Origin of the sequence: Roseovarius lutimaris (assembly GCF_900115165.1) — a bacterium.
In the GTDB taxonomy this organism is placed as follows: Bacteria; Pseudomonadota; Alphaproteobacteria; order Rhodobacterales; family Rhodobacteraceae; genus Roseovarius; species Roseovarius lutimaris.
Map to the genome: position 1 here is coordinate 105,544 of NZ_FOVP01000007.1, position 25,493 is coordinate 131,036.

At 61.0% G+C, this 25,493-nt stretch carries 23 protein-coding genes; 13 read left to right on the forward strand and 10 right to left on the reverse strand.

Annotated features, from left to right (window positions below):
- Positions 1 to 45: 45 nt before the first annotated feature.
- Positions 46 to 2,061: a transketolase gene (gene tkt / locus BMZ91_RS07795; RefSeq protein ID WP_092836643.1), complete on the reverse strand. Its 2,016-nt coding sequence runs from the start codon at positions 2,059 to 2,061 to the stop codon at positions 46 to 48.
- Positions 2,062 to 2,284: 223 nt separating this feature from the next.
- Between tkt and BMZ91_RS07800 the strand changes: the two genes are divergently transcribed.
- From BMZ91_RS07800 to BMZ91_RS07810, 3 genes are all read left to right on the forward strand, one after another.
- Complete coding sequence (locus BMZ91_RS07800) at positions 2,285 to 2,797, forward strand: hypothetical protein (RefSeq protein WP_092836646.1); 513 nt, start codon at positions 2,285 to 2,287, stop codon at positions 2,795 to 2,797.
- The gene (locus BMZ91_RS07805) at positions 2,797 to 3,192 is read left to right on the forward strand and encodes a cell division protein ZapA (protein ID WP_092836649.1); all 396 of its coding nucleotides are present in this window, start codon (positions 2,797 to 2,799) and stop codon (positions 3,190 to 3,192) included. Before BMZ91_RS07800 ends, BMZ91_RS07805 begins: the two co-directional genes overlap by 1 nt.
- Positions 3,193 to 3,281: 89 nt before the next feature.
- The gene (locus BMZ91_RS07810; protein WP_092836652.1) at positions 3,282 to 3,692 is read left to right on the forward strand and encodes a DUF1499 domain-containing protein; all 411 of its coding nucleotides are present in this window, start codon (positions 3,282 to 3,284) and stop codon (positions 3,690 to 3,692) included.
- Here the strand turns inward: BMZ91_RS07810 and BMZ91_RS07815 are convergent.
- The gene (locus BMZ91_RS07815; RefSeq protein ID WP_245736255.1) at positions 3,627 to 3,911 is read right to left on the reverse strand and encodes a hypothetical protein; all 285 of its coding nucleotides are present in this window, start codon (positions 3,909 to 3,911) and stop codon (positions 3,627 to 3,629) included. The two genes, BMZ91_RS07810 and BMZ91_RS07815, sit on opposite strands and share 66 nt — an antisense overlap.
- A 65-nt stretch (positions 3,912 to 3,976) precedes the next feature.
- On the opposite strand from BMZ91_RS07815, the gene prfA reads away from it, so the two are divergent.
- From prfA to BMZ91_RS07845, 6 genes are all read left to right on the forward strand, one after another.
- Entirely contained in the window at positions 3,977 to 5,026 is a 1,050-nt protein-coding gene (gene prfA / locus BMZ91_RS07820) for a peptide chain release factor 1 (protein WP_092836655.1), read from the forward strand.
- A complete protein-coding gene (gene prmC, locus BMZ91_RS07825; protein ID WP_425441555.1) occupies positions 5,023 to 5,883 on the forward strand; it encodes a peptide chain release factor N(5)-glutamine methyltransferase in 861 nt (286 codons plus the stop codon). Before prfA ends, prmC begins: the two co-directional genes overlap by 4 nt.
- A 228-nt stretch (positions 5,884 to 6,111) precedes the next feature.
- The gene (locus BMZ91_RS07830) at positions 6,112 to 6,783 is read left to right on the forward strand and encodes a DUF4167 domain-containing protein (RefSeq protein ID WP_092836658.1); all 672 of its coding nucleotides are present in this window, start codon (positions 6,112 to 6,114) and stop codon (positions 6,781 to 6,783) included.
- Between the two features lie 187 nt (positions 6,784 to 6,970).
- Positions 6,971 to 7,717, forward strand: coding sequence for an RNA methyltransferase (locus BMZ91_RS07835; protein ID WP_092836661.1), 747 nt, complete (start codon positions 6,971 to 6,973; stop codon positions 7,715 to 7,717).
- 61 nt (positions 7,718 to 7,778) lie between these two features.
- A complete protein-coding gene (gene ctaA / locus BMZ91_RS07840; RefSeq protein WP_092836665.1) occupies positions 7,779 to 8,924 on the forward strand; it encodes a heme A synthase in 1,146 nt (381 codons plus the stop codon).
- Between the two features lies 1 nt (position 8,925).
- Positions 8,926 to 10,395 (forward strand): carboxypeptidase M32, encoded by a 1,470-nt coding sequence (locus BMZ91_RS07845; protein WP_092836668.1) that lies wholly within the window; start codon positions 8,926 to 8,928, stop codon positions 10,393 to 10,395.
- A 7-nt stretch (positions 10,396 to 10,402) separates the two neighbouring features.
- Here BMZ91_RS07845 and BMZ91_RS07850 read toward each other — a convergent pair whose 3' ends face one another.
- From BMZ91_RS07850 to BMZ91_RS07860, 3 genes are all read right to left on the reverse strand, one after another.
- Entirely contained in the window at positions 10,403 to 12,280 is a 1,878-nt protein-coding gene (locus BMZ91_RS07850) for a polysaccharide biosynthesis protein (protein ID WP_092836671.1), read from the reverse strand.
- A gap of 193 nt (positions 12,281 to 12,473) precedes the next feature.
- Complete coding sequence (locus tag BMZ91_RS07855) at positions 12,474 to 13,097, reverse strand: sugar transferase (RefSeq protein WP_092836676.1); 624 nt, start codon at positions 13,095 to 13,097, stop codon at positions 12,474 to 12,476.
- Positions 13,094 to 13,936, reverse strand: coding sequence for an NAD-dependent epimerase/dehydratase family protein (locus BMZ91_RS07860; RefSeq protein WP_092836679.1), 843 nt, complete (start codon positions 13,934 to 13,936; stop codon positions 13,094 to 13,096). The genes BMZ91_RS07855 and BMZ91_RS07860 overlap by 4 nt, the downstream gene beginning before the upstream one ends.
- Positions 13,937 to 14,038: 102 nt before the next feature.
- On the opposite strand from BMZ91_RS07860, the gene BMZ91_RS07865 reads away from it, so the two are divergent.
- On the forward strand, positions 14,039 to 15,157 hold the full coding sequence (locus tag BMZ91_RS07865; RefSeq protein WP_245736257.1) for a polysaccharide biosynthesis/export family protein: 1,119 nt from the start codon (positions 14,039 to 14,041) through the stop codon (positions 15,155 to 15,157).
- Positions 15,158 to 15,191: 34 nt separating this feature from the next.
- Here the strand turns inward: BMZ91_RS07865 and BMZ91_RS07870 are convergent, their stop codons facing one another.
- The 3 genes from BMZ91_RS07870 to gyrA all read right to left on the reverse strand — a co-directional run bounded on the left by BMZ91_RS07870 (position 15,192) and on the right by gyrA (position 19,082).
- Positions 15,192 to 15,542 (reverse strand): DUF6614 family protein, encoded by a 351-nt coding sequence (locus tag BMZ91_RS07870; protein WP_092836682.1) that lies wholly within the window; start codon positions 15,540 to 15,542, stop codon positions 15,192 to 15,194.
- Positions 15,543 to 15,620: 78 nt separating this feature from the next.
- Positions 15,621 to 16,202 carry a hypothetical protein gene (locus BMZ91_RS07875; protein WP_092836685.1) on the reverse strand — a complete coding sequence of 194 codons (582 nt, stop codon included), beginning with the start codon at positions 16,200 to 16,202 and terminating at the stop codon, positions 15,621 to 15,623.
- 159 nt (positions 16,203 to 16,361) lie between these two features.
- Positions 16,362 to 19,082 (reverse strand): DNA gyrase subunit A, encoded by a 2,721-nt coding sequence (gyrA, locus tag BMZ91_RS07880; protein ID WP_092836888.1) that lies wholly within the window; start codon positions 19,080 to 19,082, stop codon positions 16,362 to 16,364.
- 234 nt (positions 19,083 to 19,316) lie between these two features.
- Between gyrA and BMZ91_RS07885 the strand changes: the two genes are divergently transcribed.
- Complete coding sequence (locus BMZ91_RS07885) at positions 19,317 to 19,586, forward strand: usg protein (RefSeq protein ID WP_092836687.1); 270 nt, start codon at positions 19,317 to 19,319, stop codon at positions 19,584 to 19,586.
- 61 nt (positions 19,587 to 19,647) lie between these two features.
- Here the strand turns inward: BMZ91_RS07885 and BMZ91_RS07890 are convergent, their stop codons facing one another.
- Both BMZ91_RS07890 and hemB read right to left on the reverse strand, forming a co-directional pair.
- Entirely contained in the window at positions 19,648 to 20,208 is a 561-nt protein-coding gene (locus BMZ91_RS07890; RefSeq protein ID WP_092836690.1) for a lipid-binding SYLF domain-containing protein, read from the reverse strand.
- Positions 20,209 to 20,334: 126 nt separating this feature from the next.
- The gene (gene hemB / locus BMZ91_RS07895) at positions 20,335 to 21,336 is read right to left on the reverse strand and encodes a porphobilinogen synthase (RefSeq protein WP_092836693.1); all 1,002 of its coding nucleotides are present in this window, start codon (positions 21,334 to 21,336) and stop codon (positions 20,335 to 20,337) included.
- Between the two features lie 121 nt (positions 21,337 to 21,457).
- On the opposite strand from hemB, the gene BMZ91_RS07900 reads away from it, so the two are divergent.
- Together BMZ91_RS07900 and mfd are read left to right on the forward strand one after the other, a co-directional pair.
- Positions 21,458 to 21,985: a component of SufBCD complex gene (locus tag BMZ91_RS07900; protein WP_092836696.1), complete on the forward strand. Its 528-nt coding sequence runs from the start codon at positions 21,458 to 21,460 to the stop codon at positions 21,983 to 21,985.
- A 36-nt stretch (positions 21,986 to 22,021) separates the two neighbouring features.
- Positions 22,022 to 25,483: a transcription-repair coupling factor gene (gene mfd / locus BMZ91_RS07905; RefSeq protein ID WP_092836699.1), complete on the forward strand. Its 3,462-nt coding sequence runs from the start codon at positions 22,022 to 22,024 to the stop codon at positions 25,481 to 25,483.
- The last annotated feature ends 10 nt before the right edge of the window (positions 25,484 to 25,493 follow it).

Sequence of the window (25,493 nt, forward strand, 5' to 3'; positions counted from 1 at the left end):
ACGCAATGACATCCGGGGGCTTTGGTCTTTCAATCGGGCAAACGCTCAGAGCAGGGATTTGACCTTTGCGGCCACGTCCTCGGCGGTAATGCCGAATTCCTTGAACAGCGTCGGGGCAGGGGCCGAGGCGCCGAAATCATGCATGCCGATAAAGCCGCCCTTGTCGCGACGGCCACGCTCGCCGTAAAGCCAGCGATCCCAGCCAAAGCGAACGGCCGCCTCGACCGCGACCCGCACCGGGCCACCGGGCAGAACGCGCTTGCGATAGGCCTCGTCCTGATCCTCGAACAGCTCCCAGCAGGGCATCGACACAACCCGCGTGCCAATCCCGTCGGCCTGAAGCAGATCGCGGGCCGCCATGGCGATTTCCACCTCAGAGCCGGTTGCCAGCAGGATCGCCTGGCGCTTGCCGATCGCATCGGCCAGAACATAGGCGCCCTGCGCGGTCAGGTTCTTGGTCTTGTGCTCGCGGCGCAGCGTCGGCAGGCCCTGACGGGTCAGCGACATCACCGAGGGCGTCTGTTTCGAGGTCAACGCAAGTTCCCAGGCTTCGGCGGTCTCGACCGTGTCACAGGGGCGGAACACCCAGGTGTTGGGCGTCGCGCGGCTGATCGCCAGATGCTCGACCGGCTGGTGTGTAGGCCCGTCTTCGCCAAGGCCAATGCTGTCATGGGTCATGACAAACACCGTCGGAATCTTCATCAGCGCGGCAAGGCGCATCGCCGGGCGGGCGTAATCGGTAAAACACATGAAGGTGCCGCCATAGGGGCGGATGCCGCCATGCAGGACCATACCGTTCATCGCCGCCGCCATGCCATGCTCGCGGATGCCCCAGTGGACATAGCGCCCCTTGCGGTTGTCCACGTCAAACACCGTCATATCGCCCGAGCGGGTGTTGTTCGACCCCGACAGATCGGCCGAGCCGCCAACCGTTTCCTGCATCACCGGGTTGACCACCTCAAGCACCATTTCCGAGGATTGGCGCGTGGCTACCTTGGGGCCTTCTTCGCTGATCTGTTTCTTGATCGCCTTGATCCGCGCCGAGAGTTTGGCAGGCGCTTCACGCTCAAAGATACGGGTGAATTCGGCCTGACGCGGGGCTGACACCGCTGCCAGACGTTCGGCCCAGGCGGCCTGTTCCGATGCGCCGCGTTTGCCGATTGCTTCCCATGCCGATTTCACATCTGCGGGCACCTCGAACGGGCCATAGGGCCAGCCATAGGCCTCTTTTGCCGCGATAAGCTGTTCGTGATTGGTCAGAGCACCATGGCCCTTTGATGTGTCCTGTGCCGCGTGACCAAGGGCGATATGGGTCTTGCAGGCGATCATCGTCGGGCGTTTGCTCTTCTTCGCCTCGGTGAGGGCGCCGTCAATCGCCACCGGGTCGTGGCCGTCGATTTCAAGCACCTGCCAGCCGCTGGCGCGGAAGCGTTTCACCTGATCGGTGCGATCGGCAAGGTCAACCTTGCCGTCGATGGTGATGTTGTTGTTGTCCCAAAGCACGATCAACCGGCCAAGCGCGTGGCGCCCGGCAAGGCCGATGGCCTCCTGGCTGATGCCTTCCATAAGACAGCCGTCGCCAGCGATCACATAGGTATAGTGATCGACAAGCTTGCGCCCGAAGCGCGCGCGCAGCATTTCCTCGGCCATGGCAAAGCCGACCGAGTTGGCAATCCCCTGACCGAGCGGGCCGGTGGTGGTCTCGATCCCCTTGGCGTGGCCGTATTCCGGGTGACCTGCGGTAATCGCGCCCCATTGGCGAAAGTTCTTGATCTGCTCAAGGGTCATGTCCGCATAGCCGGTGAGATGCAGCAGCGAATAGAGCAACATCGAGCCATGCCCCGCCGACAGGATAAAGCGGTCGCGATCGGGCCAGTCGGGATTGGCGGCATCAAACTTGAGGTGGTTCTCAAAAAGCACCGTCGCCACATCGGCCATGCCCATGGGCATGCCGGAATGGCCGGAATTGGCGGCAGCCACGGCATCCAGCGTCAGGGCGCGAATGGCAGTGGCTTTTTTCCAGTGGTCGGGATTGGCAGAGCGCAGGGTGGCGATATCCACGGGATGGCATCCTTTGAAGTGGCAACAGATGTGGGCTGCATAACAGCCCGGCCCCAAAGATCAAGCATCGCCCGGCACAATGCCCAGTGATTACCCGGTGATTGGCGGTAAAGGGGGCGCATTTCGTGTTGCGGTTCGTTAGACTTGCATAAAACCCGCCTGATGTGCGATTCGATGGGGCATGGGCAAGGATATGGGCAAAGACAAGTGAGGGGTTAAGGCGATGAGCCAGATAAATGAGCTTGAGGCGCGGATCACCGCAGCGCTCGACCGCATAGCGCAGGGGCTTGAGGCCCGGCAGGACAACGGAGCAGAGACCGCAGGCGACGAGCTTGCGACCCTCAAGCAACAGCTTGAGGACGAAAAGCTGGCCAATGCGCAGCTCGAAGAGCGGGTCAGAACGCTGCACGACAAGCTAGCGGCGCAAGAGGCCGCAAATGAGCAGGGCCGTGGCGAACAGGCACAGGCGATGCGCAAGCTCGACAGTGACCTGCAATCGCTGCGCAAGGCCAATCAGCAGCTGCGCGACAACAATCAGGCGCTGCGCGAGGCCAATCAATCCGGCGTCGCCGAGCCGCATCTGATCAACAAATCCATGCTCGCCGAGCTTGAGGGCCTGCGCGCCACCCGCGCGGCGGATCGCGATGAGGTCGAGGCGGTGCTTGCAGAGCTTGGCCAGGTGATTGGCGCCGCTGCGGACCCCGAAACCCCGAACAGCAAGACGGAGGAAGCCTGATGCCCGAAGTGCAGATCGAAATCGGAGGCCGCACATTCGAAGTGGCCTGTCAGGCGGGCGAAGAGCATTACCTGCAATCCGCCGCCAAGATGCTGGATGAAGAAGCCTCGGTTCTGGCGGCGCAGATCGGGCGTATCCCCGAGCCGCGGATGCTGTTGATGGCGGGCCTGATGCTGGCCGACAAGACCGCCGGGCTTCAGGACAAGCTACGCGAGACGCAGGACAAGCTTGCCGAGAAAGACGCCGAGCTTGGCCAATTGCGCGACGCGCCGACACCAGAGGCACAGCGCATCGAGGTGCCGGTGGTGCCGCAAGAGGTGACCGATACCCTGGCCGAGATTGCCGCGCGCGCCGAGGCTCTGGCGGAAACCGTGGACGGAAGCCGCGCAGGTTAGGGGGCGGGCTCGTCGCGCTCTTGCGTGCGCGCCTCGCGAGACTGGCCGTCAGGCCGGACGAGCGCCCTGTCAGGAGTGGGAACACGGGTATGAAGCTGGTTTTGGGCGGGGTCATTTTGTTGATTGTCGCAGGCATGGGCTATATTCGGCTTGCGCCAGGTGACGTCGAGCGTTGGCACGTCATGCCTGACGAGGTCACGGAACAGACCCTGCCGGGCGGGGCCATACGCGTGATCCCGTCAGCCGATGGCGCTTTTGAGCGGCTTGACGCCATCATCCGCACCACGCCGCGCACGCATGTTCTTGCGGGCACGCCTGATAGCGGCATGATCACCTATGTGACACGTTCGGCGGTTTTCGGTTTTCCCGATTACACCACCCTGCGCCGGGCCGGGGATCAGCTTGAGATTTACGGACGCCTGCGCTTCGGAAAATCAGATCTGGGCGTCAACGCCACCCGTATCGACGGCTGGCTGATGCGATTGCGGCAGGGCGGATGACAAGCAACCATCGCTGATCTTGCGCCACATCGGCACGTTTAATGACATCTGGCATTGCGCCATGAACATCTTGCCATCAACATTCAGACAGGTCATTTCGCCCATTTCCAGCCGCGCACCGTTGCGATCCGTGCAATAGCATTCCACGGTTTTGCCGCCGATCGTGGCATCGGCAAAGACCGGCGAAGCCGCCAGAAGAAGGGGCAGTATAAGTCGCATGATTCCAATCATAGCACAGGCTTGCCCCTTGACCAAAGCCAAAGGATAGGACAGAGCCTCGCATCATGGTGCCCTTGGACAGATTAGAACAGATCACGCAGCGTTTCGAGTATATCGAGGCGCAGATGGCGCAGGGCGGCGGCGATATCGCGCGCCTTGGCCGCGAATATGCAGAACTGCGCCCCGTGGTTGAGGAAATCCGCGCCTATCGCCAGGTGCTCGAGGATATCGACAGCGCCAGGGCGATGCTCGACGATCCAGAGATGCGCGATCTGGCCCGCGAAGAACTTGAGGCGCTGGAGGCGCGCCAGCCCGAATTCGAGGCGGCGCTGCAACTGGCGCTTTTGCCGAAAGACGCCGCAGACGCGCGCCCGGCGATCCTTGAAATCCGCCCCGGCACCGGGGGCGATGAGGCGGCGCTTTTTGCCGCTGACCTGATGCGGATGTATCAGCGCTATGCCGAGGCGCGGGGCTGGAAATTCGACATTCTGGAAGAACAGCAAAACGAGATTGGCGGCATCCGCGAGTTGGTGGTGCATATCAAGGGCGAGAATGTCTTTGCCCGGCTCAAGTTCGAATCCGGCGTGCATCGCGTGCAGCGCGTGCCCGAAACCGAAAGCGGCGGGCGCATTCATACCTCTGCGGCCACGGTGGCGGTTCTGCCCGAGGCCGAGGATGTCGATGTCAGGATCGATGCGGGCGACCTTCGGATCGACACGATGCGAAGCTCTGGCGCCGGCGGTCAGCACGTCAACACCACCGATTCCGCCGTGCGGATCACCCACCTGCCGACCGGCCTTGTGGTGACCAGCTCCGAGAAATCCCAGCACCGCAACCGCGAGATTGCGATGCAGGTTCTGAAATCGCGGCTGTTTGACATGGAGCGTCAGCGCGTCGATAGCGAACGCTCGGCCAGCCGTGCGTCGCAGGTCGGCTCGGGCGATCGCTCCGAACGTATCCGCACCTATAATTTTCCACAGGGGCGGATGACCGATCATCGCATCAACCTCACGCTCTACAAGCTTGATCAGGTCATGAACGGCGATCTCGACGAGGTAATTGATGCCCTGACCGCCGATGCGCAGGCCAGCATGCTGGCCGAGATGGGCGCGTGACAGCCCCGCAGGACGCGGCATCGCCGGGGCAGGCCCTGGCATGGGCGCTTGCGCTTGGGCGTGACCGGCTTGGCGATGTGGATGATCCGATGCGCGATGCGCGCCTTTTATTGGCCCATGCCGCCGGGCTTGAGCGGGGCCAGTTGACCCGCCTTGATGTCGCGGATTTCACGCCGGAGATGATCACCGCCTATCTGGCGCTGATTGATCAGCGCGCGGCGGGACGGCCGGTATCGAAAATCCTCGGCTATCGCGACTTCTGGAAGTACCGCTTTGCCGTGAGCGAGGAGGTGCTTGACCCGCGCCCCGATACCGAAACTCTGGTCGAGGTCGCTTTGGCGCAGCCGTTCGGGCGGGTTCTTGATCTCGGCACAGGCTCGGGCTGTATCCTGCTCAGCCTTCTGGCCGAGCAGGCGCAGGCGAGCGGTCTGGGCACCGACCTGTCCGAGGCCGCACTGAACGTGGCGCGACAGAATGCCGGGGCCCTTGGCGTGCAGGCGCGGGCGGAGTTCGTGATTTCGGATTGGTTTGCGGCCATCACGGGCCCGTTTGACCTTATCGTGTCTAACCCGCCCTATATCGCGCTGCACGAGATGCCCGGCCTCGCGCGGGAGGTACGCGCGCATGACCCGCGCATGGCGTTGACCGATGAGGGCGACGGGCTTGCGGCCTACCGCGCGATCGTCGTGAAAGCCGGGCAATACCTGCGCCCCGGCGGGCGAATCCTGTTGGAAATCGGCCCGACCCAGGGCGCAGAGGTGGCGCGATTTCTGTCCGATGCGGGATTCGATGAGGTGGAAATATTGCCTGATCTGGACGGTCGTGATCGGGTGGTAGGCGCGATCTGGCCGCTCTGAACCGGCGCAAAGCAGCGATAATTCGCATAAATGGCGAGAAATTTCAGTTTTTGGCTTGTATGAACCGCCGCTGCATGGTTAGTCATGGGGCAGTCGAGACGGAGGATGCCTTTTGGGCGGTCCCGCTTGACGCCAAGCCAAAACATGTCCGATCCGATTTAATTTTCGGCGCAAGGGGCGCCAGTCGGGTCGAGTGAACATTTGAGCATAAGGCTGGACAGCATCAACATGAGATCATCTAAGTCACGTTCGCGCAATAAGCCGAACCGCAATCGCCCCAGCACGGGCAATGTCGTCAACCGGACCTTCGACAGCTCCGGCCCCGAAGGCAAGGTGCGCGGCACACCACAGCAAATCATTGATAAGTACAACCAGCTCGCGCGCGATGCCCAATTGTCGGGTGACCGGGTTGCGACCGAGAACTTTCAGCAGCATGCCGAGCATTACCTGCGGCTTTTGGGTGAGGCCCAGAAAGAGCAGGAGGCACGCCGCGAAGAACAGGAACGCCAGAATCGTGAGCGTCAGGCCGAGCGGGACCGTGAGCGCCCGCAAGGCGAGCGTGGCCAGAACGCCGGTCAGAACACGGGCGAGCGTCAAAGCCATGGCACCGGGGATCGCGATCAGCCCCGGGCGCAACATACCGGCAATGACGCAAGCGCCAGTGATCCCGCCTCTGCCGCGCAGCCCGATGTGATCGAGAACACCGGTGTCGGCGAAAGCGGTCTTGTCGAAACCCCCGAAAGCCAGACCGCACCGGTCCCGCCCAAGCGCCCGCGCAAGCCGCGCGTGAAAAAGCCGCCCAAGGCCGATGCCCCGAGTGATCAGCCGAGCGAGCCGCCTGAAAATGGCGAGCAGGACGGTGGACGCGACGGGTCTGGCCCGGCGAAGGCCGCGGAATAGGCCACAGAGCCAGGACAGGAAAAAGAGGGCGCGGGACCGATCAGGCCTCGCGCCTTTTTGCTGGCGTCGCGAGGCCTGCGGCGCGAGTATTTGGGGAAAGATGAAAGCATGAGGTCTTTTCAGCCGGGCCCCGCTAGCCTAAGACGCCGCGACCCGCATGGATCGCAAAGCCAGAGAGAGACCCGCAATGCCCACAGACAAACCGCAGCCCGCCTTTGTGCTTGTGCGCCCGCAGATGGGCGAAAACATTGGCGCGGCGGCGCGCGCGATGTGGAATTTCGGCCTTGACCGGATGCGGATTGTTGCGCCGCGTGATGGGTGGCCCAATCCGAAGTCGGTGGCCATGGCCAGCGGGGCGGGGCGGTTGCTTGACGAGGCACAGCTTGTCGAGAGCACGGGCGAAGCCGTGGCCGATTGCCATTATGTCTTTGCCACTACCGCGCGTGCGCGCGGGTTGACCAAGCCGGTGGTGAGCCCCGAGCGCGCCATGCAGATCGCCGCCGAGCGGATCGCGGCGGGTGAAAAGGTGGCGGTGCTGTTCGGCCCCGAGCGCGCCGGTCTTGAGAATGATGACATTGCGCGCGCCAATGCGATCATCAACGTGCCGGTCAATCCCGAATTTGCCAGCCTGAACCTTGCGCAATGCGTGCTTTTGACCGGCTATGAATGGCAGCGCGCCGCCAGTGAGATCATCCCCGAGCGGGTCGATATGGCCAAGGCAAACTGGGCCGAGCAGATCGAAATCGAAAAGCTGGGCGATCACTATGAGGCGCGTCTTGACGAGGCCGGGTTTTTCTTTCCCGAGCACAAGGCCGAGAGCATGAAGCTCAATCTGCGCAATATGTGGAGCCGGATGGCGCTGACCGGTGCGGATGTGCAGATGCTGCACGGCGTGCTGCGGCAGATGGTCCGCTGGAAGCAGCGCGACGGTTGAGCGCGCTTGAAGGCGGGCATGTCGCGCACTAGGATTTCGGCCATATAGAATGAGGTTCACGATGAGCGGAAAACGCAGCATTTTCGAAGAGGTCGACAGCGCGGAGAAACCCGCGCCCGAGGCACCGCGCGGCGGCATGATTGATGCCGGTAAACGTGGCGCGCGCCGTGGCATCCGGGCCTGGCTGATGGTGCTGTTTACGCTGGTCGTGCTGATGATCGCCGTCGGTGGTCTCACGCGTCTGACCGACAGCGGGCTAAGCATCACCGAGTGGAAGCCCGTGACCGGGGCGTTGCCGCCGATGACCGAGGCGGTCTGGGCTGAGGAATTCGAAAAATACAAGACCATTCCGCAATATGAACTGCTCAACAAGGGCATGAGCCTTGCAGAGTTCAAGGCGATCTATTGGTGGGAATGGGGCCATCGCCAGCTTGGTCGCTTTATCGGTCTGGTCTGGGCGATTGGGTTTTTCGGCTTCCTGCTGGCGCGTCAAATTCCGGTGGGCTGGAGCGGGCGATTGCTTGTGCTGGGCGCGCTTGGCGGTGCACAGGGGGCGATTGGCTGGTGGATGGTGGCCTCGGGGCTTGAGAGTGAGATGATCGCGGTGGCCTCTTACCGTCTGGCGACGCATCTTGGGCTGGCCTTTGTCATTCTGGGGGTGATTGCGTGGTTTGTCTTTCTTCTGGGGCGCGAAGAGCGCGATTTGATGCAGGCGCGGCGCGGCGGCGAGGCCAGACTTTTCGCGCTCTCGACCGGCTGGATGCATTTCGCGTTCCTTCAGATCATTCTTGGTGCGCTTGTCGCGGGCATTGATGCGGGGCGCAGCTTTACCGACTGGCCCCTGATGGCGGGGGGCATTCTGCCGCCCGATATGATGGGGATAGAGCCCGCCTGGCGGAACTTTTTCGAGAACCCCGGCACGGTGCAATTCATTCACCGGCTGAGCGGGTATCTGCTTCTGGCCTTCGCGATCTTCGTCTGGCTCAGGGGGCGGCGCAGCGCCAATGAGGCCACCGCGCGCGCCTTTTCGGTCGCTTTTGGGGCTCTTCTGGCGCAGGTCGTGCTTGGCATTGTGACGGTGCTTTATATCGCGCCCTGGCAGCTTGCGATCGCGCATCAGTTTCTGGCGGTCATCCTCTGGGTCCTGATCCTGCGCGCGCGTTTCCTGAGTCAGTACCCGCTGGCGCAATCTATTCGGAGGACCTGAGATGTCTACCTATGACGATCTGATGGCGCATGAGCGCGAAACGCAGGCCCTGTCACAGGTGGCAGGGCGTCTGGGGTGGGATCAGGAGACCATGATGCCACGCGGCGCGGCCCACCAGCGAGCCGAGGAAAGCGGTGCGATGCAGGCGGTGATTCATGCCCGGCGCACCGATCTGCGGCGCGGTGAGTGGCTCGCAAAGGCAGAGGCGGCGGATGATGTGGCGCGCGCGCAGCTGCGCCATATCCGGCGCGATTACGACCGGCTGTGCCGGGTGCCGGGCGATCTGGCGGTGGCCTTGGCGCGCCTGACAAGCCGGGCGCAGGGCGAATGGGCCGAGGCGCGCGCCAATGACGATGTCACGCGTTTTGCCCCGGTTCTGGCCGAGGTGATTGCGCTCAAGCGTCAGGAGGCGGCGGCCCTGGCAGAGGGTGGCGATCTTTATGACGCCTTGCTTGAGGATTACGAACCGGGCATGACCTCGGCGCTGCTGGACGAGATGTTTGCCGTCCTGCGCCCCCGTCTGGTGGATTTGCGCGCGCAGGCCCTTGCCGGGGCCGAAGCCCCCGCGCTCGCAGGGCAGTATGACGAGAGCGCGCAAATGCGCCTTGCGCGCGACCTTGCGCAGGTCTTTGGCTATGACGGGACACGCGGGCGGCTTGACAAGGCGGTACATCCGTTCAGCTCTGGGTCGGGCGATGACGTGCGCATCACCACACGCACCAGTACGGTTGACCCGTTCAATTGCATCTATTCGACCATCCACGAGGTTGGCCACGCCTGCTATGAACAGGCGATTGACCCGGCCTATGCCCTGAGCCCGCTGGGGCAGGGAGTGTCGATGGGGGTGCATGAAAGCCAGAGCCGGATTTATGAAAATCAGCTTGGCCGCAGCGCCGCCTTTTGCGGGTGGCTTTTCAAGCGGATGCAGTCGGTCTTTGGCGATATCGGGGTGGCGGATGGCGATGCCTTCTACCGGATCGTGAACCGGGTGCATCGCGGCTATATCCGCACGGAATCCGACGAGGTGCAATATAACCTGCATATCATGCTGCGCTATGACCTTGAGCGCGCCCTGATCAGCGGCGATTTGCAGGCGGGTGATCTTGAGGCCGCCTGGAACGACCGCTTTGAGGTCGATTTCGGCTATCCTGTGGATCGTGCGTCAAACGGGTGCTTGCAGGATGTGCATTGGTCGGTGGGCCTATTCGGCTATTTCCCGACCTATAGCCTTGGCAATGTCTATGCCGGCTGTCTGAATAAGGCGATGCAGGCCGACTTGCCGGGATTGGAGATGGATTTGGCCAAGGGCGACCTGAGCGCGCCAACAGCGTGGTTGCGCGACAAGGTGCAACGCCATGGCGGGTTATATGAGCCGCGCGAAGTGATCACCCGCGCCTGTGGAACAGAGCCGGATGCAGAACCGTTGCTCGCCTATCTGGAACAGAAATTCGCGGCATTGTACCCAGGTTAAGGCGGCGTTATTCGTTAACGCTGGCCTCGTCCACGGGATCGGTCTGTTCAATCCAGCGCGACAGAACGGATCTGAGCAGGGCGACATCGCGGGTTTCAATGGCCTCTGACAGTGATTTCAAGGCTTTGGCAAGCTCAATTTCCGACAGGTGCCCCTCTTGCGCGCGCAAAATCTTGGAATGCGGCGTGGTCAGCATATCGCTGCCGATCAAGAGCTCCTCATGCAGCTTTTCTCCGGGGCGTAGGCCGGTGATTGCAATCTCGATATCGCCGTCGGGATTGGCGGCGTCGCGCACGCTCAGCCCGCTGCCTTCGATCATCTTGCGCGCCATGTCGCGCACCGCAATCGGTTCGCCCATATCCAGCACGAAGACATCACCACCGCGCGCAAAGGAGCCGGCCAAAAGAACAAGCCTGGCAGCCTCTGGGATAGTCATGAAATAGCGCGTGACATCCGCATGGGTCAGAGTGACAGGCCCCCCCTTGGCGATCTGTTCAGCGAAGAGCGGAATGACCGAGCCGGACGAGCCCATGACATTGCCAAAGCGCACCATCGAAAAGCGCGTGGTGCTGGCGCGGGTGGCGAGATCCTGAACGATCATTTCGGCAAAGCGTTTCGAGGCGCCCATAACGCTGGTTGGGCGTACGGCCTTGTCGGTCGAAACCAGGATGAACCGCTCAACTCCGGCATCGCGGGCGGCGTTGGCTACGACCCGTGTGCCGATCACATTGTTGCGCATGCCCTCAATGGCGTTTTCCTCGACCAGCGGAACGTGCTTGTAGGCCGCTGCGTGCAGGACGATATCGACCTTCTTGGACTGCATCAGCACATTGACCAACGCCTTGTCGGTCACCGAACCAAGGATCGGCGTGACCTTGATGTCAGGGACCAGGCCATGCAATTCGCGCGCAATTTGAAACAGCGCATGTTCGCCATGATCCAGCAGAATCAAATTGGCCGGACGACAGCCGCCGATCTGGCGGCAAAGCTCTGATCCGATGGACCCGCCGGCGCCGGTGACAAGAATATTGCGCCCGGCGTAGGTATCGCTGACGCCGGGAAGCTGATCTTCCAGACCGTCGCGGCCCAGCAGATCGCCAAGGTCGACCGGACGGCTTTCATAAAGCGTGCTCGCATTGTTGGAAATCAGATCGGCAAAGGACGGCAGGGCATGCACCTCGCACCCGGTATCCGTCAGTTCACGGATCAGCTGAGTGCGCACATTCCGAGGCGCGCTTGGCATCGCAAGCACGATCCGCTGCACGTCATACCGGTCGACAAGTTTGCGGATCCCCGAGGGGTTGTACACCTTTAGACCGGCAATGGTCAGCGCCTGGAGGCGCGGTTCGTCGTCGACAAAGGCAACCGGCATCACAGTTTTGTCGGTGGCAAGGGCGTTGGCAAGCTGTTGACCTGTCTGACCCGCGCCATAGATCAGCACGCGCAAGCGCCGGTTTCCGCTTCGATAAATACGCAACAAGGCGACACGCATCACCAGACGCAACAGCACCGACAAGATCAAAAAGATCATCCCGGTGATTAAAAATATGGTCGGATGCGTGGATTGACCGGGCAACAGCAAAGAGTTGATCACGCTGATGCCGACAATCGCGACGGCGATGAAAGCCGAATCCACCATTCCCTGCATCTCGTAGGCGTTCAACTTTACCTTGTTAAGGCCAAACTTCACACTTAGCGCAGCAACAACGGCAAGGATGGCGGCAATGTCGATCAGGCTGTCGACGCTCAGAGCATTCATCCAATTGCTGCCAAGGAACATTGCCGAGGCCGCGCCATAGGCAATCACCGCGAGGACAAGATCCATGGCAAGGAAGATTGCATGTTTATGCGATGAGCGCAGTGAATTCACAAAGTTGTAGAACATGGCCAAGTGAAAGCCTTTCTCGCGCGCTCAAAAACGCATCATCCCGAAAACCAGGGTCTTTATAGCTCCAATGTCACGTTGGGCAATGCGCCCTAAACGCGCACCAACATAGCGTAGTACGCATACCCGAAACAAGGCACATTTTCTGCGCCTGCGAAAAGTCGCTGCCCCCTAAGTCTGGTGTCGTTGAAGATTAACTGTGTCGTTTCAACTGGGTAAAGGCCCGAATCAAGGTGCGCCAAATCAGGCGCAGATCGTAACAGGTGTTGCTATGGCGCGCCCAGATCAGATCAAGCCGGGCCTTGACCGGGATACAGCGCCGCACATAGGTGTCTTCGGTCGCTTCGCGCGTGTCGCAGGCCCGCAAAAGCCGTTCTTCGGTGCGGTGGTAAATCAATGTGGCAAGCCCGGTGACGCCGGGCCTGTTGCGCAGCACCTTGGCATAAAGCTCCGGGCGCAGCTCGACATAGCGGCGCAGGGGGGGGCGTGGGCCAACAAAGCTCATGTCTCCGCGCAGGATGTTGATCAACTGCGGCAATTCGTCCAGACGCTGGCGTCGCAGCCAGGCCCCAAGCGGCGTGATGCGGTTGCGTTTGTATCCCGCCGACACTCCGCCATCATCGCCGGTATTGCGCATGGTGCGGAATTTCCACAGGCAAAACGATGTGTCTGGGGTCTTCATCCGTTCCGAGAGGTAAAAGATCGGGCGCCCGTCGATGACCAGGATCGCGACAGCGACCGCCACGATCAAGGGAGACAGTATAACCGCAAGAATAAGTGCCAGTAGAACATCCATTAAACGCTTGGCCGGGGTCATGAAACAAATTCCAGGTTGCGCCAGTCGGCGATTAATTCTTGGGCGTTTCTAAGAAGTTTCATCTGTGGGAACAAGTGTTCAAGTCTTTTCCCGTCCATGGTGACGCATTGATGGGCAGAATCCGGCGCATCGCGCCAGACGACCGGACGTCCTGCTGCACGGGCCAGATCCTCCATTCGGACCGGAACGGGGGCTGTCACATTTACCACCTCCGGCAGCGCTTCGCCGGGCAGCGCGGCAAGCGCCAGTAGCACGCGAGCAAGATCGCCCGGCGCGATATAGCTGCGCAACGGGCCATGCCCATCGGCAAACCGGTCAAGTGTTATCGGGGCCTCTTGCGGAGCAAGGGCAGGGGCAAGGCTATCGGCGCCGACGACATTTGCAAGACGCAGGACACAGTGGCGGATGCCGTTTCGTGGCAGGGCACGGATCGTTTCTTCCATGGTAAGTTTGGACGCGCCATAGGCGTTTGCCGGGGTCGGGGGGCTTGTTTCGTCAAGCTCTGTGCCCGGCCCATAGATCGCCGCAGAGGAAAAATGCAGGATGTTTCTTGCGCCGCAGGCCTCGGCCAGGGCCACCGTATAGGGCACGAGATCGACATTTGTTGCCAGGTCGGCCGCATCGCCAGAGGTACAGCCCCAAAGTGCAATCACTGTGTCCATACCAGGCAGGGGCGGCAAAGGATCGCCCGGTGACCACAGGATATCTGTCGGCGCCCGACGTGCCATGCACAGCGGTGCAGGCCCCGGGCACTTGCGCCATGCCCGCCGTAAAAGCAAACCGAGTTTGCCATTGCTGCCAGTGACAAGACAGGTGACGTTGTGCGATGTTTTGGCCATGAACGGGGGGGCTCTGCCTCAAAGTTGAATTTTTGATTGTGTAGCACGGCGCCCGTGGGTTAGGAAGTTTATCAAAGCACCATATATTGAGGGGGACAGGCTTTGCGGCGGATTTCAAAAGCACATCTTGGTCTTGCTCTTGTATTGGTTCTCGCAGGCTGTGGCGTGCCGCGTGGGGCGGCATTGCAATCCGAGGTTCTGGCCGAGCAAGATGCTGAAAATCCTACGTTTCAAGTGGTGAAAGTCACACGCAATGCCATGCCGGATTTGTCCGCTTGGCCGGCCACCGGCTGGAAAGGCAAATACCATTGGCTGGGAGCCTCGCGCGGTCCTGATTCTTCGCTGATCCAAAGCGGTGACAGGCTTGATATCATTGTCTGGGACAACCAGGAAAACTCTCTGCTGGCCTCGGAGCAATCCAAATCGACAGTGGTGCCTACCATGACCGTTTCGTCGAGCGGTACGATCTTCATGCCCTATGTTGGCGAAGTTGGCGTGCGTGGTCTGACCGCTGGGGCGGCCCGCACTAAACTACAAAAACGCCTTGAAGATATCGCGCCCACGGCACAGGTTCAGGTGGCGATCGACCAGGGCGGCAACAACTCGGTCGATATGGTCGGCGGTGTTGGCGCACCTGGAACGATCCCGCTCAAGACCCGCAACACCCGAATCCTGAGTGTTCTTGCCCAGGCCGGCGGTATCAGCCCAAGCCTGCGCCACCCGCTTGTGGTGCTGCAACGTAACGGCAAGAGCTATGAAACCCGCGCCGAAGCGCTTTTGTCCGACCCCGCGCGCAACACGCTCGTGCGCGGCGGTGATCAGATCGTCGTGATCGAGGATGACCGAAGCTTCAACGTTCTCGGGGCGGCAGGTAGCCAGAGACTCGTCAATTTCGAGAAAGAAACCATGTCGGCGATGGAGGCGGTCTCGGTCGCGGGCGGGCTAAGTGCGGCGCGCGCAAACCCGAAGGGGTTGCTGGTCCTGCGCGAATACAAGCCCGGCGACGTTAGCCTGAGTGAAAAGACTCCGGACATGCAGCAAGTCATTTTCACGCTTGATCTGACCAATGCCGATGGTCTTTTTGCCGCACGCCAGTTCAATATCAATCCCAACGATACAGTGCTGGCAACCGAATCGCCGATCACAAGGGTCCAGACCATTCTTGGCCTCTTTGGCACCGTGCTTGGTGCCGGTGCGACGGCAAACAATCTGACACAATAAACGCGCGATCTCGCTTGCGGGGACGGCTTATCGCCTAGACCAGCGCCATCCTTTCGGCGCGCTCGGGGTCTGGATAGGGGCGGAAAAGGGCGAAATCGGCTTTTGCGATCTGCGAATGAACGCGGTCATGCAATTGCGCGGTTTCGTCATCATGCTGCCCGGTCAGGCGAAAGGCGCGATCCAGATGCGACAGATCAGCAACCTCGATGTCGAGCCGGAAATCGCGATAGGCGTCGGCGGCAAGGTTAAGCTTGCTGCGATAGAGCCGCCACTGGCCGATGGCGCCGTGCGATTGCAGATGGGTCATCCAGGCCTCTAGCGCGGCGGCAAAGGCAAGCGCCTTGGCGTCCTGTTTCAGGTCGATCATGCAGCAATAAAGGTTCATCTGGCACTATCCTGCGGGTCATAAGGGTGCTCGCATCCTGCCGCAGAAGGTTTGACAGCCGGTTAACCGCCGCAATTTCTAAAGATTTGCAAAGATATTGAGGATCTCTGGCTCATCCGCCTCTTTACCGGGGCGGCGCATCAGTCTGGCCCCTGTAAGCGCACGCCGAATCTCTTGTTGGATCGGGCGTTTGCCGCGTGTTGCAAGGGTAATGCGGCGCGGATTGACGTCTTTGTCGCAGGCACGTTGCAGCCGGGCCCGATAGCCCAGAACCGAGGCGCGACGCAGGGCAGGGCCGCTCAGGCCGGAGTAGGTCAGCAGCACCGCAGCACTCAATGTCAGGTCACGCCAGAACGCCGAGACAGAGCCCGGTACGACATGCATCATGTTCTGGGTCAGGCTGTTGGAAAAGACGAAAATCGCAAGACTGAGCGCCACAAGCCGAAGCCGAACGCCGGCCATCAAACAGGCGCTGAGCAAAAACATCAGGGTCGCGCCCAGAAGATCCGCCGCCAGGGGCGGCATCAGTGGCGCAAAAATCACCGCTGGATCAAGCCCTGCCACAAGACCGATCGAGAGTGCCATGAAATACGAGCCGATTACGATGCGGATCAGGTTGAGACCGGCCTGGTCGAGGGAAAACCGGGGTTTAAGGCTCATGCGGTGACGTCCTTGTGCGGTGAGGGCGCGACCAACAACCAAAGACACCTACAACCAAGCGCGCAAAACAAACCCCGGATAGTCACGATGAATGGGGCGAAACTCGGCCCAAACGGTGGCTATCCGGGGTTTATTCAGAACAGACGTCCTGTTTCTGCACTAGTTTTCGGTCTCTGCGCTGCCCTCTGCCGCGCCCTCAATATCCTCGTCCTCGTCGCCCTGATCGGCGATCCAGGCGACGCTGACCACGACTTCGCCGCGCCCGGTGTCAAACACCTTGACCCCGCCGGCACTGCGCGAACGGAAGGAAATGCCCTTGATTGGCACGCGGATTGATTGCCCCTTGGAGGTGGCAAGCATGATCTGATCCTCAAGCGTCACCGGGAAGGACGCCACAAGCTCGCCGCCGCGCATCGCCTTGTCCATCGCCGCCACACCCATGCCGCCACGCCCGCGCACGGGGTAATCGTGGCTTGAGCTAAGCTTGCCCGTGCCTTTGGCGCTAATGGTCAGGATAAGGTTCTCGGCCTCGGACATTTCGGCGTAGCGTTCGGGGCTGATGCTGACGTTTTCATTGGCCTCTTCATCGGTGCCGGCGTCCTCTTCGGTGACACCGGCAAGGGCACGGCGCATCTTGAGATAGGCGGCACGCTCGTCCGCCGTGGCCTCGAAATGGCCAATCACAGACATCGACACGACCCGGTCGTCGCCGCTCAGGCGGATACCGCGCACGCCAGTCGACTTGCGGCCCTTGAAGACCCGCACATCGGTGGTCGCAAAGCGGATCGCGCGGCCCGAATTGGTAAACAGCATCACGTCATCATCCTGCGAGGTGATGCGCGCATTGACCAGTTCGACCCCTTCGGGCAGATCCATCGCGATCTTGCCGTTGCGCTTCACATTGGTGAAATCCGACAGCGCATTGCGCCGCACATCACCTGCCGAGGTGGCAAACACGATCTGAAGCGCGTCCCATTCATCCTCGGGGCGATCCACCGGCATGATCGCGGCAATCGACACACCGGTCGGGATCGGCAGGATGTTGACGATCGCCTTGCCCTTCGAGGTGCGCCCGCCAAGCGGCAAACGCCATGTCTTGAGCTTGTAAACCATGCCATCGGTGGTGAAGAACAAAAGCTGGGTATGGGTATTGGCGACAAAGAGGGTAGTCACCGCATCCTCGTCCTTGGTGGACATCCCCGACAGGCCCTTGCCACCGCGTTTCTGGGCGCGGAAATCGTTCAGGGCGGTACGTTTGATATAGCCGCCCTGGGTGATCGTCACGACCATGTCTTCGCGCTCGATCAGGTCTTCGTCTTCCATGTCGCCGGACCAGTCGACAATCTGGGTGCGGCGCGGCACGGCGAACAACTCGCGGACCTCGCGCAGCTCGTCGGCGATGATCTGCATGATCCGCTCGCGGCTGGCCAGAATGGCAAGGTATTCCTTGATCTTGTCGGCCAGATCCTGAAGCTCGTCGGTGACCTCTTTCACGCCAAGCTGGGTCAGGCGTTGCAGACGCAGTTCAAGGATCGCGCGGGCCTGTATTTCGCTCAGGTTATAGGTGCCGTCGTCATTGGCCGGATGACTCGGGTCATCAATCAGCGCGATATAGGGCAGGATATCGCCCGCAGGCCAGCGCCGTTCCATCAGCTTTCGGCGTGCCTCGGCGGCATCGGCAGAGGCGCGGATCGTCGCCACGACCTCATCGACATTGGACACGGCAACCGCCAGACCACAGAGCACATGCGCGCGCTCGCGGGCCTTGCGCAGATCATAGGCGGTGCGGCGTGCAACCACCTCTTCGCGGAAGGTGATGAACAGCGACAGGAACCGGTGCAGCGTCAGCTGCTCGGGCTTACCGCCATTCAGCGCCAGCATGTTACAGCCAAAATAGGTTTGCATCGGCGTGAAGCGGTACAATTGGTTAAGCACCACATCCGGCGTCGCATCGCGCTTTAGCTCAATCACCACACGTACGCCGTTGCGGTCGCTCTCGTCCTGCACATGGGCGATGTTTTCGATCTTCTTGTCGCGCGCCGCCTCGGCGATCCGTTCGATCATCGTCGATTTGTTGACCTGATAGGGGATCTCGTCGATCACAACGGCATAGCGGTCCTTGCGGATTTCCTCGACCCGGGTCTTGGCGCGGATGATGACGCTGCCGCGCCCTTCAAGATAGGCTTTGCGCGCGCCGGTACGGCCAAGCATGATGCCCCCGGTGGGGAAATCGGGGCCGGGCACGTATTCGATAAGGTCTTCGCTTTCCAGATCGGGGTTGTCGATCAGCGCCAGCGTGGCATCAATCACCTCGCCAAGGTTGTGCGGCGGGATATTGGTGGCCATGCCAACCGCAATACCGCCCGCGCCATTGACCAGCATATTGGGAAAACGCGCCGGAAGAACGGTCGGCTCGCGGTCCTTGCCGTCATAGTTGTCCTGAAAGTTGACCGTCTCTTTTTCGATATCGGCCAGGAGATAGGCGGCCGGCTTGTCCATGCGCACTTCGGTATAGCGCATCGCGGCGGCGTTATCGCCATCCATCGAGCCAAAGTTGCCCTGACCATCCAGAAGCGGCAACGACATCGAGAAATCCTGGGCCATCCGCACCAGCGCGTCATAAATCGCAGAGTCGCCGTGCGGGTGGTATTTCCCCATCACATCGCCGACCGCACGGGCCGATTTGCGATAGGGTTTGTCGTGGGTATTGCCGCTCTCATGCATCGCATAGAGGATGCGCCGGTGCACCGGTTTCAGCCCGTCGCGCAGGTCCGGAATCGCCCGGCTGACGATCACACTCATCGCGTAATCGAGGTAGGATGTTTTCATCTCCTCCGCGATCGAGATCACCGGCCCGTCATACGCGGGGCGCTCTGGCATGTTTTCTTCTGTATCTTCAGGGGGTTGGGGCGTATCGCTCACGGTTTTTCCCGTCCTGTGCATTGGGTCTATATCTAGTTGCCTGCACTATATCAGAGGCAGGATATTGGGTGCAATGGGCCAGCGACGTGGCGCCTGGCAGCCACCGCGCATAAGTGCTAACATGCTGTTTTCATTGAAAAGTAATTTCTTTCTGGCATCATTGATCTTACAGGCAATTTTAGGAGCAGAAAAATGCAAATGTCAGAGACTGAAATGATGCTGAAAGGCTATGGGCTGACCACCGCGGAATTTTTCTATCGGATGCCCGATTATCAGAATGTTCTCAATACCTACACCTGGCAGGACTATGATCTTGCGCCGGACCACCCCAAGCTGTTCGATTTCATCGAATTCTGGCAGCGCGAGCTTGATGGTCCCTTGCATTCGGTGCGCTTTAGCCATCGCAAATTGATTGCGCCGGGCGAATGGCGCAATGTGGTGGGCGAATTCACGCTTCATTGACGCGCGTGGGTTTCACCCACCCTACAGGTCTATTGCAGGGCGGGCGCATCCACGATCCGCGTTACGGGATGATACGGCTGTATTTCATGCCTTCAAGCGAGATTCCAGCCATTGCGCCGGCTTGGCCGAAGATCACTGCGACCACGGGAGAGGTCGATGTTGTGGTTTCTGCACGCAGGTTTTCGCCGGTGTCGTTGAACACATATTCGATATCTGCGCCCGCAGCCCAGCCCGACGAACGGCGGAAGCGTTCAAGCGCGTCCTGGGTCATGAAAAACAGCACATGCGCGAATTGCTGTGCTCCGATCTGAAGGCCGACACTGCCCTTGGTGGCCGAATAGTAATCGACCGTCACGTCGTTGATTCGTAATGCGCCACGACCAAAGCCGCCGCCGACGAGAAAGCCCGCCTCTGTCACCACGGGCATGACCAGCATGCCGGTGGATTTCTCGGCAAGGGTGCGGGTGTTGGGGTACTTTTGGTACATGTGGTTGACGGTGGCATCGACGCGCGCGTCGATTTTGGCGGCGCCGCCGTTGCCCACACCATTGCCACATGCGGCCAACAGCGGCGTACCCGCCACAAGGCCGAGAGTGAAACTACGTCTTGTTAGAATGCTCATGTCATTGCCTGTGTGTTGCCTATTGGGGCCGGTCTTTTGGCATACCGGTCTGGCGCAGAGTATAGGGGCAGGGGCGCGCCCTGTCACTATGGATTGCGGTCGTGCGCGGGATGTTGCGTAAAACGCCTAGCCGCGCGCCAGAGCACGCGCCACGCGCGGCGCGAAATAGCTCAGCACCCCGTCACAGCCCGCCCGCCTGAACGCCATCAGGCTTTCAAGCATCGCCCGGTCACCATCAATCCAGCCATTCTGTGCGGCGGCCATGATCATCGCGTATTCGCCCGACACCTGATAGGCAAAGGTTGGTGCGCCGAAATTATCCTTTACCCGTCGGCAGATGTCCAGGTACGGCATGCCCGGTTTGACCATCACCATATCGGCGCCCTCGGCCAGATCACGTTCGACAAGGCGCAGCGCCTCATCGGTATTGGCAGGGTTCATCTGATAGGTTTTCTTGTCGCCTTTCAGGGCATTTGACGCACCAACCGCATCGCGGAACGGGCCGTAAAAGGCGCTCGCGTATTTGGCGGCATAGGACATGATCATCACGTTATGGTGACCTTTGGCCTCAAGCGCGGCGCGAATGGCGCCGATCCGGCCATCCATCATATCCGAGGGGCCGATGATATCGACCCCGGCCTCGGCCTGTGACAGCGCCTGTTTCACCAGCGCCTCGACGGTGGCGTCATTGACGATTTCACCGTCCACGACAAAGCCGTCATGGCCGGTGTCCGAATAGGGATCGAGCGCCACATCGGTCATCACGGTGATCCCCGGCACCGCCGCCTTGATCGCGCGGGTGGCGCGGTTGCTCAGGTTTTCGGGGTTCCAGGCCTCGGCGCAATCGGCGGTGCGGTTTTGCGCCGAAGTATAGGGAAACAGGCAGATCGCGGGAATGCCAAGATCGGCGGCCTCTTGTGCGGCCTCGACCACCTTGTCGATCGAACGCCGCTGCACGCCGGGCATCGAGGGCACGGGTTCTTCGACGCCTTTGCCATCGCGCACGAACAGCGGCCATATCAGATCGGCCGCGCTGAGCGTATTTTCCGCCACAAGCGCACGGATTGAGGGCGATTGACGGGTGCGGCGCAGGCGGGTGGCGGGAAAGGCGGCTTGTGTCGGGCGCATGAACAATCTTTCTGGATTTCTTCTTCTGTCTGAGTGCCATGGAATTTCGCGCATCTCAAGGGTAGGAATTGCCGCGCAGCGGCGCTAAGAGAGGCGACGGTGATGGTTTAAGGGCTCTGTCGTGGACTGGTATCAAAACGTTTTCGAGCTGATCGACTTTCGCAGCTTCAGTAATCTGTGGTTCTGGATCGCGCTTGCCGTGACCTGGTCATCGGCAAGCCATTGGGTGCTTGGTGTGCCATGGGATATGGCCGTGCGCGCCCACAAAGGCAAAAACGCACAATCCGTTGTCGACTTTGAAGACATGGTGCGTATCAACACCAACCGGATATTGTTCATTGCTCATGAATCCGGGCTTTTGCTGTGCGGGATGGTGGCCTTTGCGATGACGGTTCTGGTGCTTCTGGGGTTTGTCTATGACAACGAATTCTCGCAAGCCGTGTTTTTGCTCGGCATGCCGCTCATTCTGGTGGGGTTGTTGTCGGTGCATACCGCGACGCGCATTCAGGCCGAGGCCCTTACCGAGGCGGCGCTGATCAAGCGGCTTCACAGGCATCGCTTCATCATTCAGGTGATCGGTGTGGTCTCGCTGTTCTTTACGGCTATGTGGGGCATGTATCAAAACATGAACGCCGGCGTTCTGGGCTAAGCAAGGCCCGCGCCCGGCCATGAAGGTTGGACTGGCATGACATCTGCGACCCATATCACAGTCGGCGGCGCGCCCGAGGGCTATGACGCCGCTCTTCTGCTGAAAGAGGTTGAAAAGACCGGTGCGCCGCTGGTGCATGTGGCGCGCGATGACAAGCGGATGGCGGCGATGGCCGCCGCCTTGCGGTTCTTTGCGCCCGATATGCCGGTTGTCACCTTTCCCGGCTGGGATTGCCTGCCCTATGACCGGGTGTCGCCCAATGCCGATATTTCGGCCACGCGCATGGCGACGCTGGCGGGGCTTGTGCATGGCATGCCGGACCGCTTTGTTCTGCTGACCACGCTCAATGCCGCGAGCCAATACCTTCCGGCGCGCGAGGTTCTGCGCGATGCGGCGTTTTCGGCGCGGGTCGGCGAGCGGGTTGACGAGGCGGCGCTGCGCAACTTTCTGGTGCGCATGGGCTTTACCCAGGCCCCGACGGTGACCGAACCCGGCGATTATGCGCTGCGCGGCGGCATCATCGACATCTTTCCGCCGGGCGAGGGCGGGCCGGTGCGGCTTGATCTCTTCGGCGATGTGCTTGACGGCGCGCGCCGGTTTGATCCGGCCACGCAACGTACAACCGAAAAGCTTGATCTGATCGAGCTTGCCCCGGTCAGCGAGGTTATTCTCGACGAAGCCGCAATCCGCCGCTTTCGGCAGAATTACCGGATCGAATTCGGCGCCGCCGGCACCGATGATCCGCTCTACGAGGCGGTGAGCGCAGGGCGCAAACATGCCGGTGTCGAGCATTGGCTGCCGTTCTTTCACGCCCACCTTGAGACGCTGTTTGATTATCTGCCAAAGGCCACGATCAGCCTTGACGATCAGGTCACGCCAACCCGTCTGGCCCGCTGGGACAGCATCGCCGATCAATATGAAACCCGCCATTTGGCGCTGAGCCAGAAGTCACGCGGCGATACGATTTACAAACCGGTGCCGCCGGGCCTGCTTTATCTCGACGATGCCGCCTGGGAGGCCGCGACAGGCGCGCGCCGGGTGCTGCAGCTTGTGCCGCTGCCCCAGGCCACCGGGCCGGCGGTGATTGATGCCGGCGGGCGCATCGGGCGCAATTTCGCGCCGGAACGCCAGCAGGAAAACATAAATCTTTTCAGTGTCCTGAAGGATCATGTTGAGGCAAAGCTTGCCAATGGTCCGGTGCTCGTCGCGAGCTATTCCGAGGGCGCGCGCGAGCGTCTTGAAGGGCTGCTTGAAGATGAGGGCCTGATCGGCGCGGTGACCGTGACCGATGCCCGCCGGATCGCCAGGCGCGGGCTGCATCTTGCGGTCTGGCCGCTCGAACATGGCTTTGAATCGCCAGACCTGACGGTGATTGCCGAACAGGATGTGCTGGGGGAACGGCTGATCCGCTCGGCGGGGCGGCGGCGCAAGGCCGAGAATTTCCTGACCGAGGCGCAAAGCCTGAGCGCGGGCGATCTTGTGGTGCATGTCGATCATGGCATCGGGCGCTATCTTGGGCTTGAGGTGATCACCGCCGCCGGGGCGGCGCATGAATGTCTGGTGCTGGAATATGCCGAGACCGCCAAGCTTTACCTGCCGGTCGAAAACATCGAACTCTTGTCGAAATACGGCCATGACGAGGGGTTGCTCGACCGTCTTGGCGGCGGCGCCTGGCAGGCCAAAAAGGCCCGCCTCAAGGAACGCATCCGCGAGATGGCCGAGCGGCTTATTCGCGTGGCCGCCGAACGCGCGCTGCGCCGTGCCCCCGCGATCGAGGCCGAGCATCACGCCTGGGAGGCCTTTGCCGCCCGCTTTCCCTATCAGGAAACCGACGATCAGCTGGCGGCCATCGCGGATGTGATGGCCGATCTCGACAGTGGCACACCGATGGATCGTCTGATCTGTGGCGATGTCGGATTTGGCAAGACCGAGGTGGCGATGCGCGCGGCCTTTGTGGCGGCGATGTCGGGCCTGCAGGTGGCGGTGATCGCCCCCACGACCCTTTTGGCGCGCCAGCATTATCAGGAATTCGCCAAACGTTTTCGCGGTTTTCCGGTCTCGGTGCGCCCGCTGTCGCGCTTTGTGTCAAGCGCCGAGGCCGCCAAAACCCGCGAGGCGATGGCCAAGGGAACGGTCGAGATCATCATCGGCACCCATGCTCTTTTGGCCAAGTCGATCCGGTTTCATAACCTTGGTTTGCTTATCATCGACGAGGAACAGCGCTTTGGGGTGAACCATAAGGAACGCCTCAAACAGCTGCGCTCGGATGTGCATGTGCTAACGCTGACGGCGACGCCGATCCCGCGTACCCTGCAACTGTCGCTGTCGGGGGTGCGCGATCTGTCGATCATCGGCACGCCGCCCGTCGACCGGTTGTCGATCCGCACCTATGTCAGCGAGTTCGATAGTGTCACCATCCGCGAGGCGTTGTTGCGCGAACATTATCGCGGCGGGCAGTCGTTCTATGTGGTGCCCCGGATCAGCGACCTGCCGGAAATCGAAGCGTTCATGGCGGCGCAGATGCCGGAGCTGAGCTATGTCATTGCCCATGGCCAGATGGCGGCGGGCGAGCTTGATGACCGCATGAACGCCTTTTACGATGGCAAATACGATGTGCTTCTGGCGACGACCATCGTGGAATCCGGCCTTGATATCCCGACCGCCAACACGATGATCATTCACCGCGCCGATATGTTCGGCCTGAGCCAGCTTTACCAGATCCGTGGCCGGGTCGGGCGCTCGAAAACGCGGGCCTATGCCTATCTGACGACCAAGCCGCGCGTGCCGCTGACGCCGGGCGCCGAAAAGCGCCTGCGGGTGCTGGGGAGCCTCGATACGCTTGGCGCGGGCTTTACCCTTGCCAGTCAGGATCTTGATATTCGCGGGGCCGGTAACCTGTTGGGCGAAGAACAATCCGGCCAGATGCGCGATGTCGGCTATGAGTTGTATCAATCCATGCTGGAAGAGGCGATCGCCAAGATCAAATCCGGCCAGATGGAGGGGCTGTCGGAAGCCGATGAACAATGGGCGCCGCAGATCAACCTTGGCGTGCCGGTTCTGATTCCCGAGGCCTTTGTGCCCGATCTTGACGTGCGCCTTGGGCTTTACCGCCGCCTGAGCGGGTTGGAGACCAAGGTCGAGCTTGAAGGCTTTGCCGCCGAGTTGATCGACCGGTTCGGCAAGCTGCCGCGCGAGGTCAATATGCTGATGCTCGTGGTGCGCATCAAGGCGATGTGCAAACGCGCCGGGATTGCCAAGCTTGACGGCGGGCCCAAGGGCGCGACGATCCAGTTTCACAACGACAAGTTCGCCTCGCCGCAGGGGCTTGTGGAGTTCATCAACGATCAGCGCGGATTGGCCAAGGTACGCGACAACAAGATCGTCGTGCGCCGCGACTGGAAGGGTGAAACCGACCGTATCAAGGGCGCCTTCGCGATTGCCCGCGATCTCGCGGAAAAGCTTATTGCGGAAAAGAAAAAAGCGTCGGCAAAGGGCTGAGGCCGGGCAA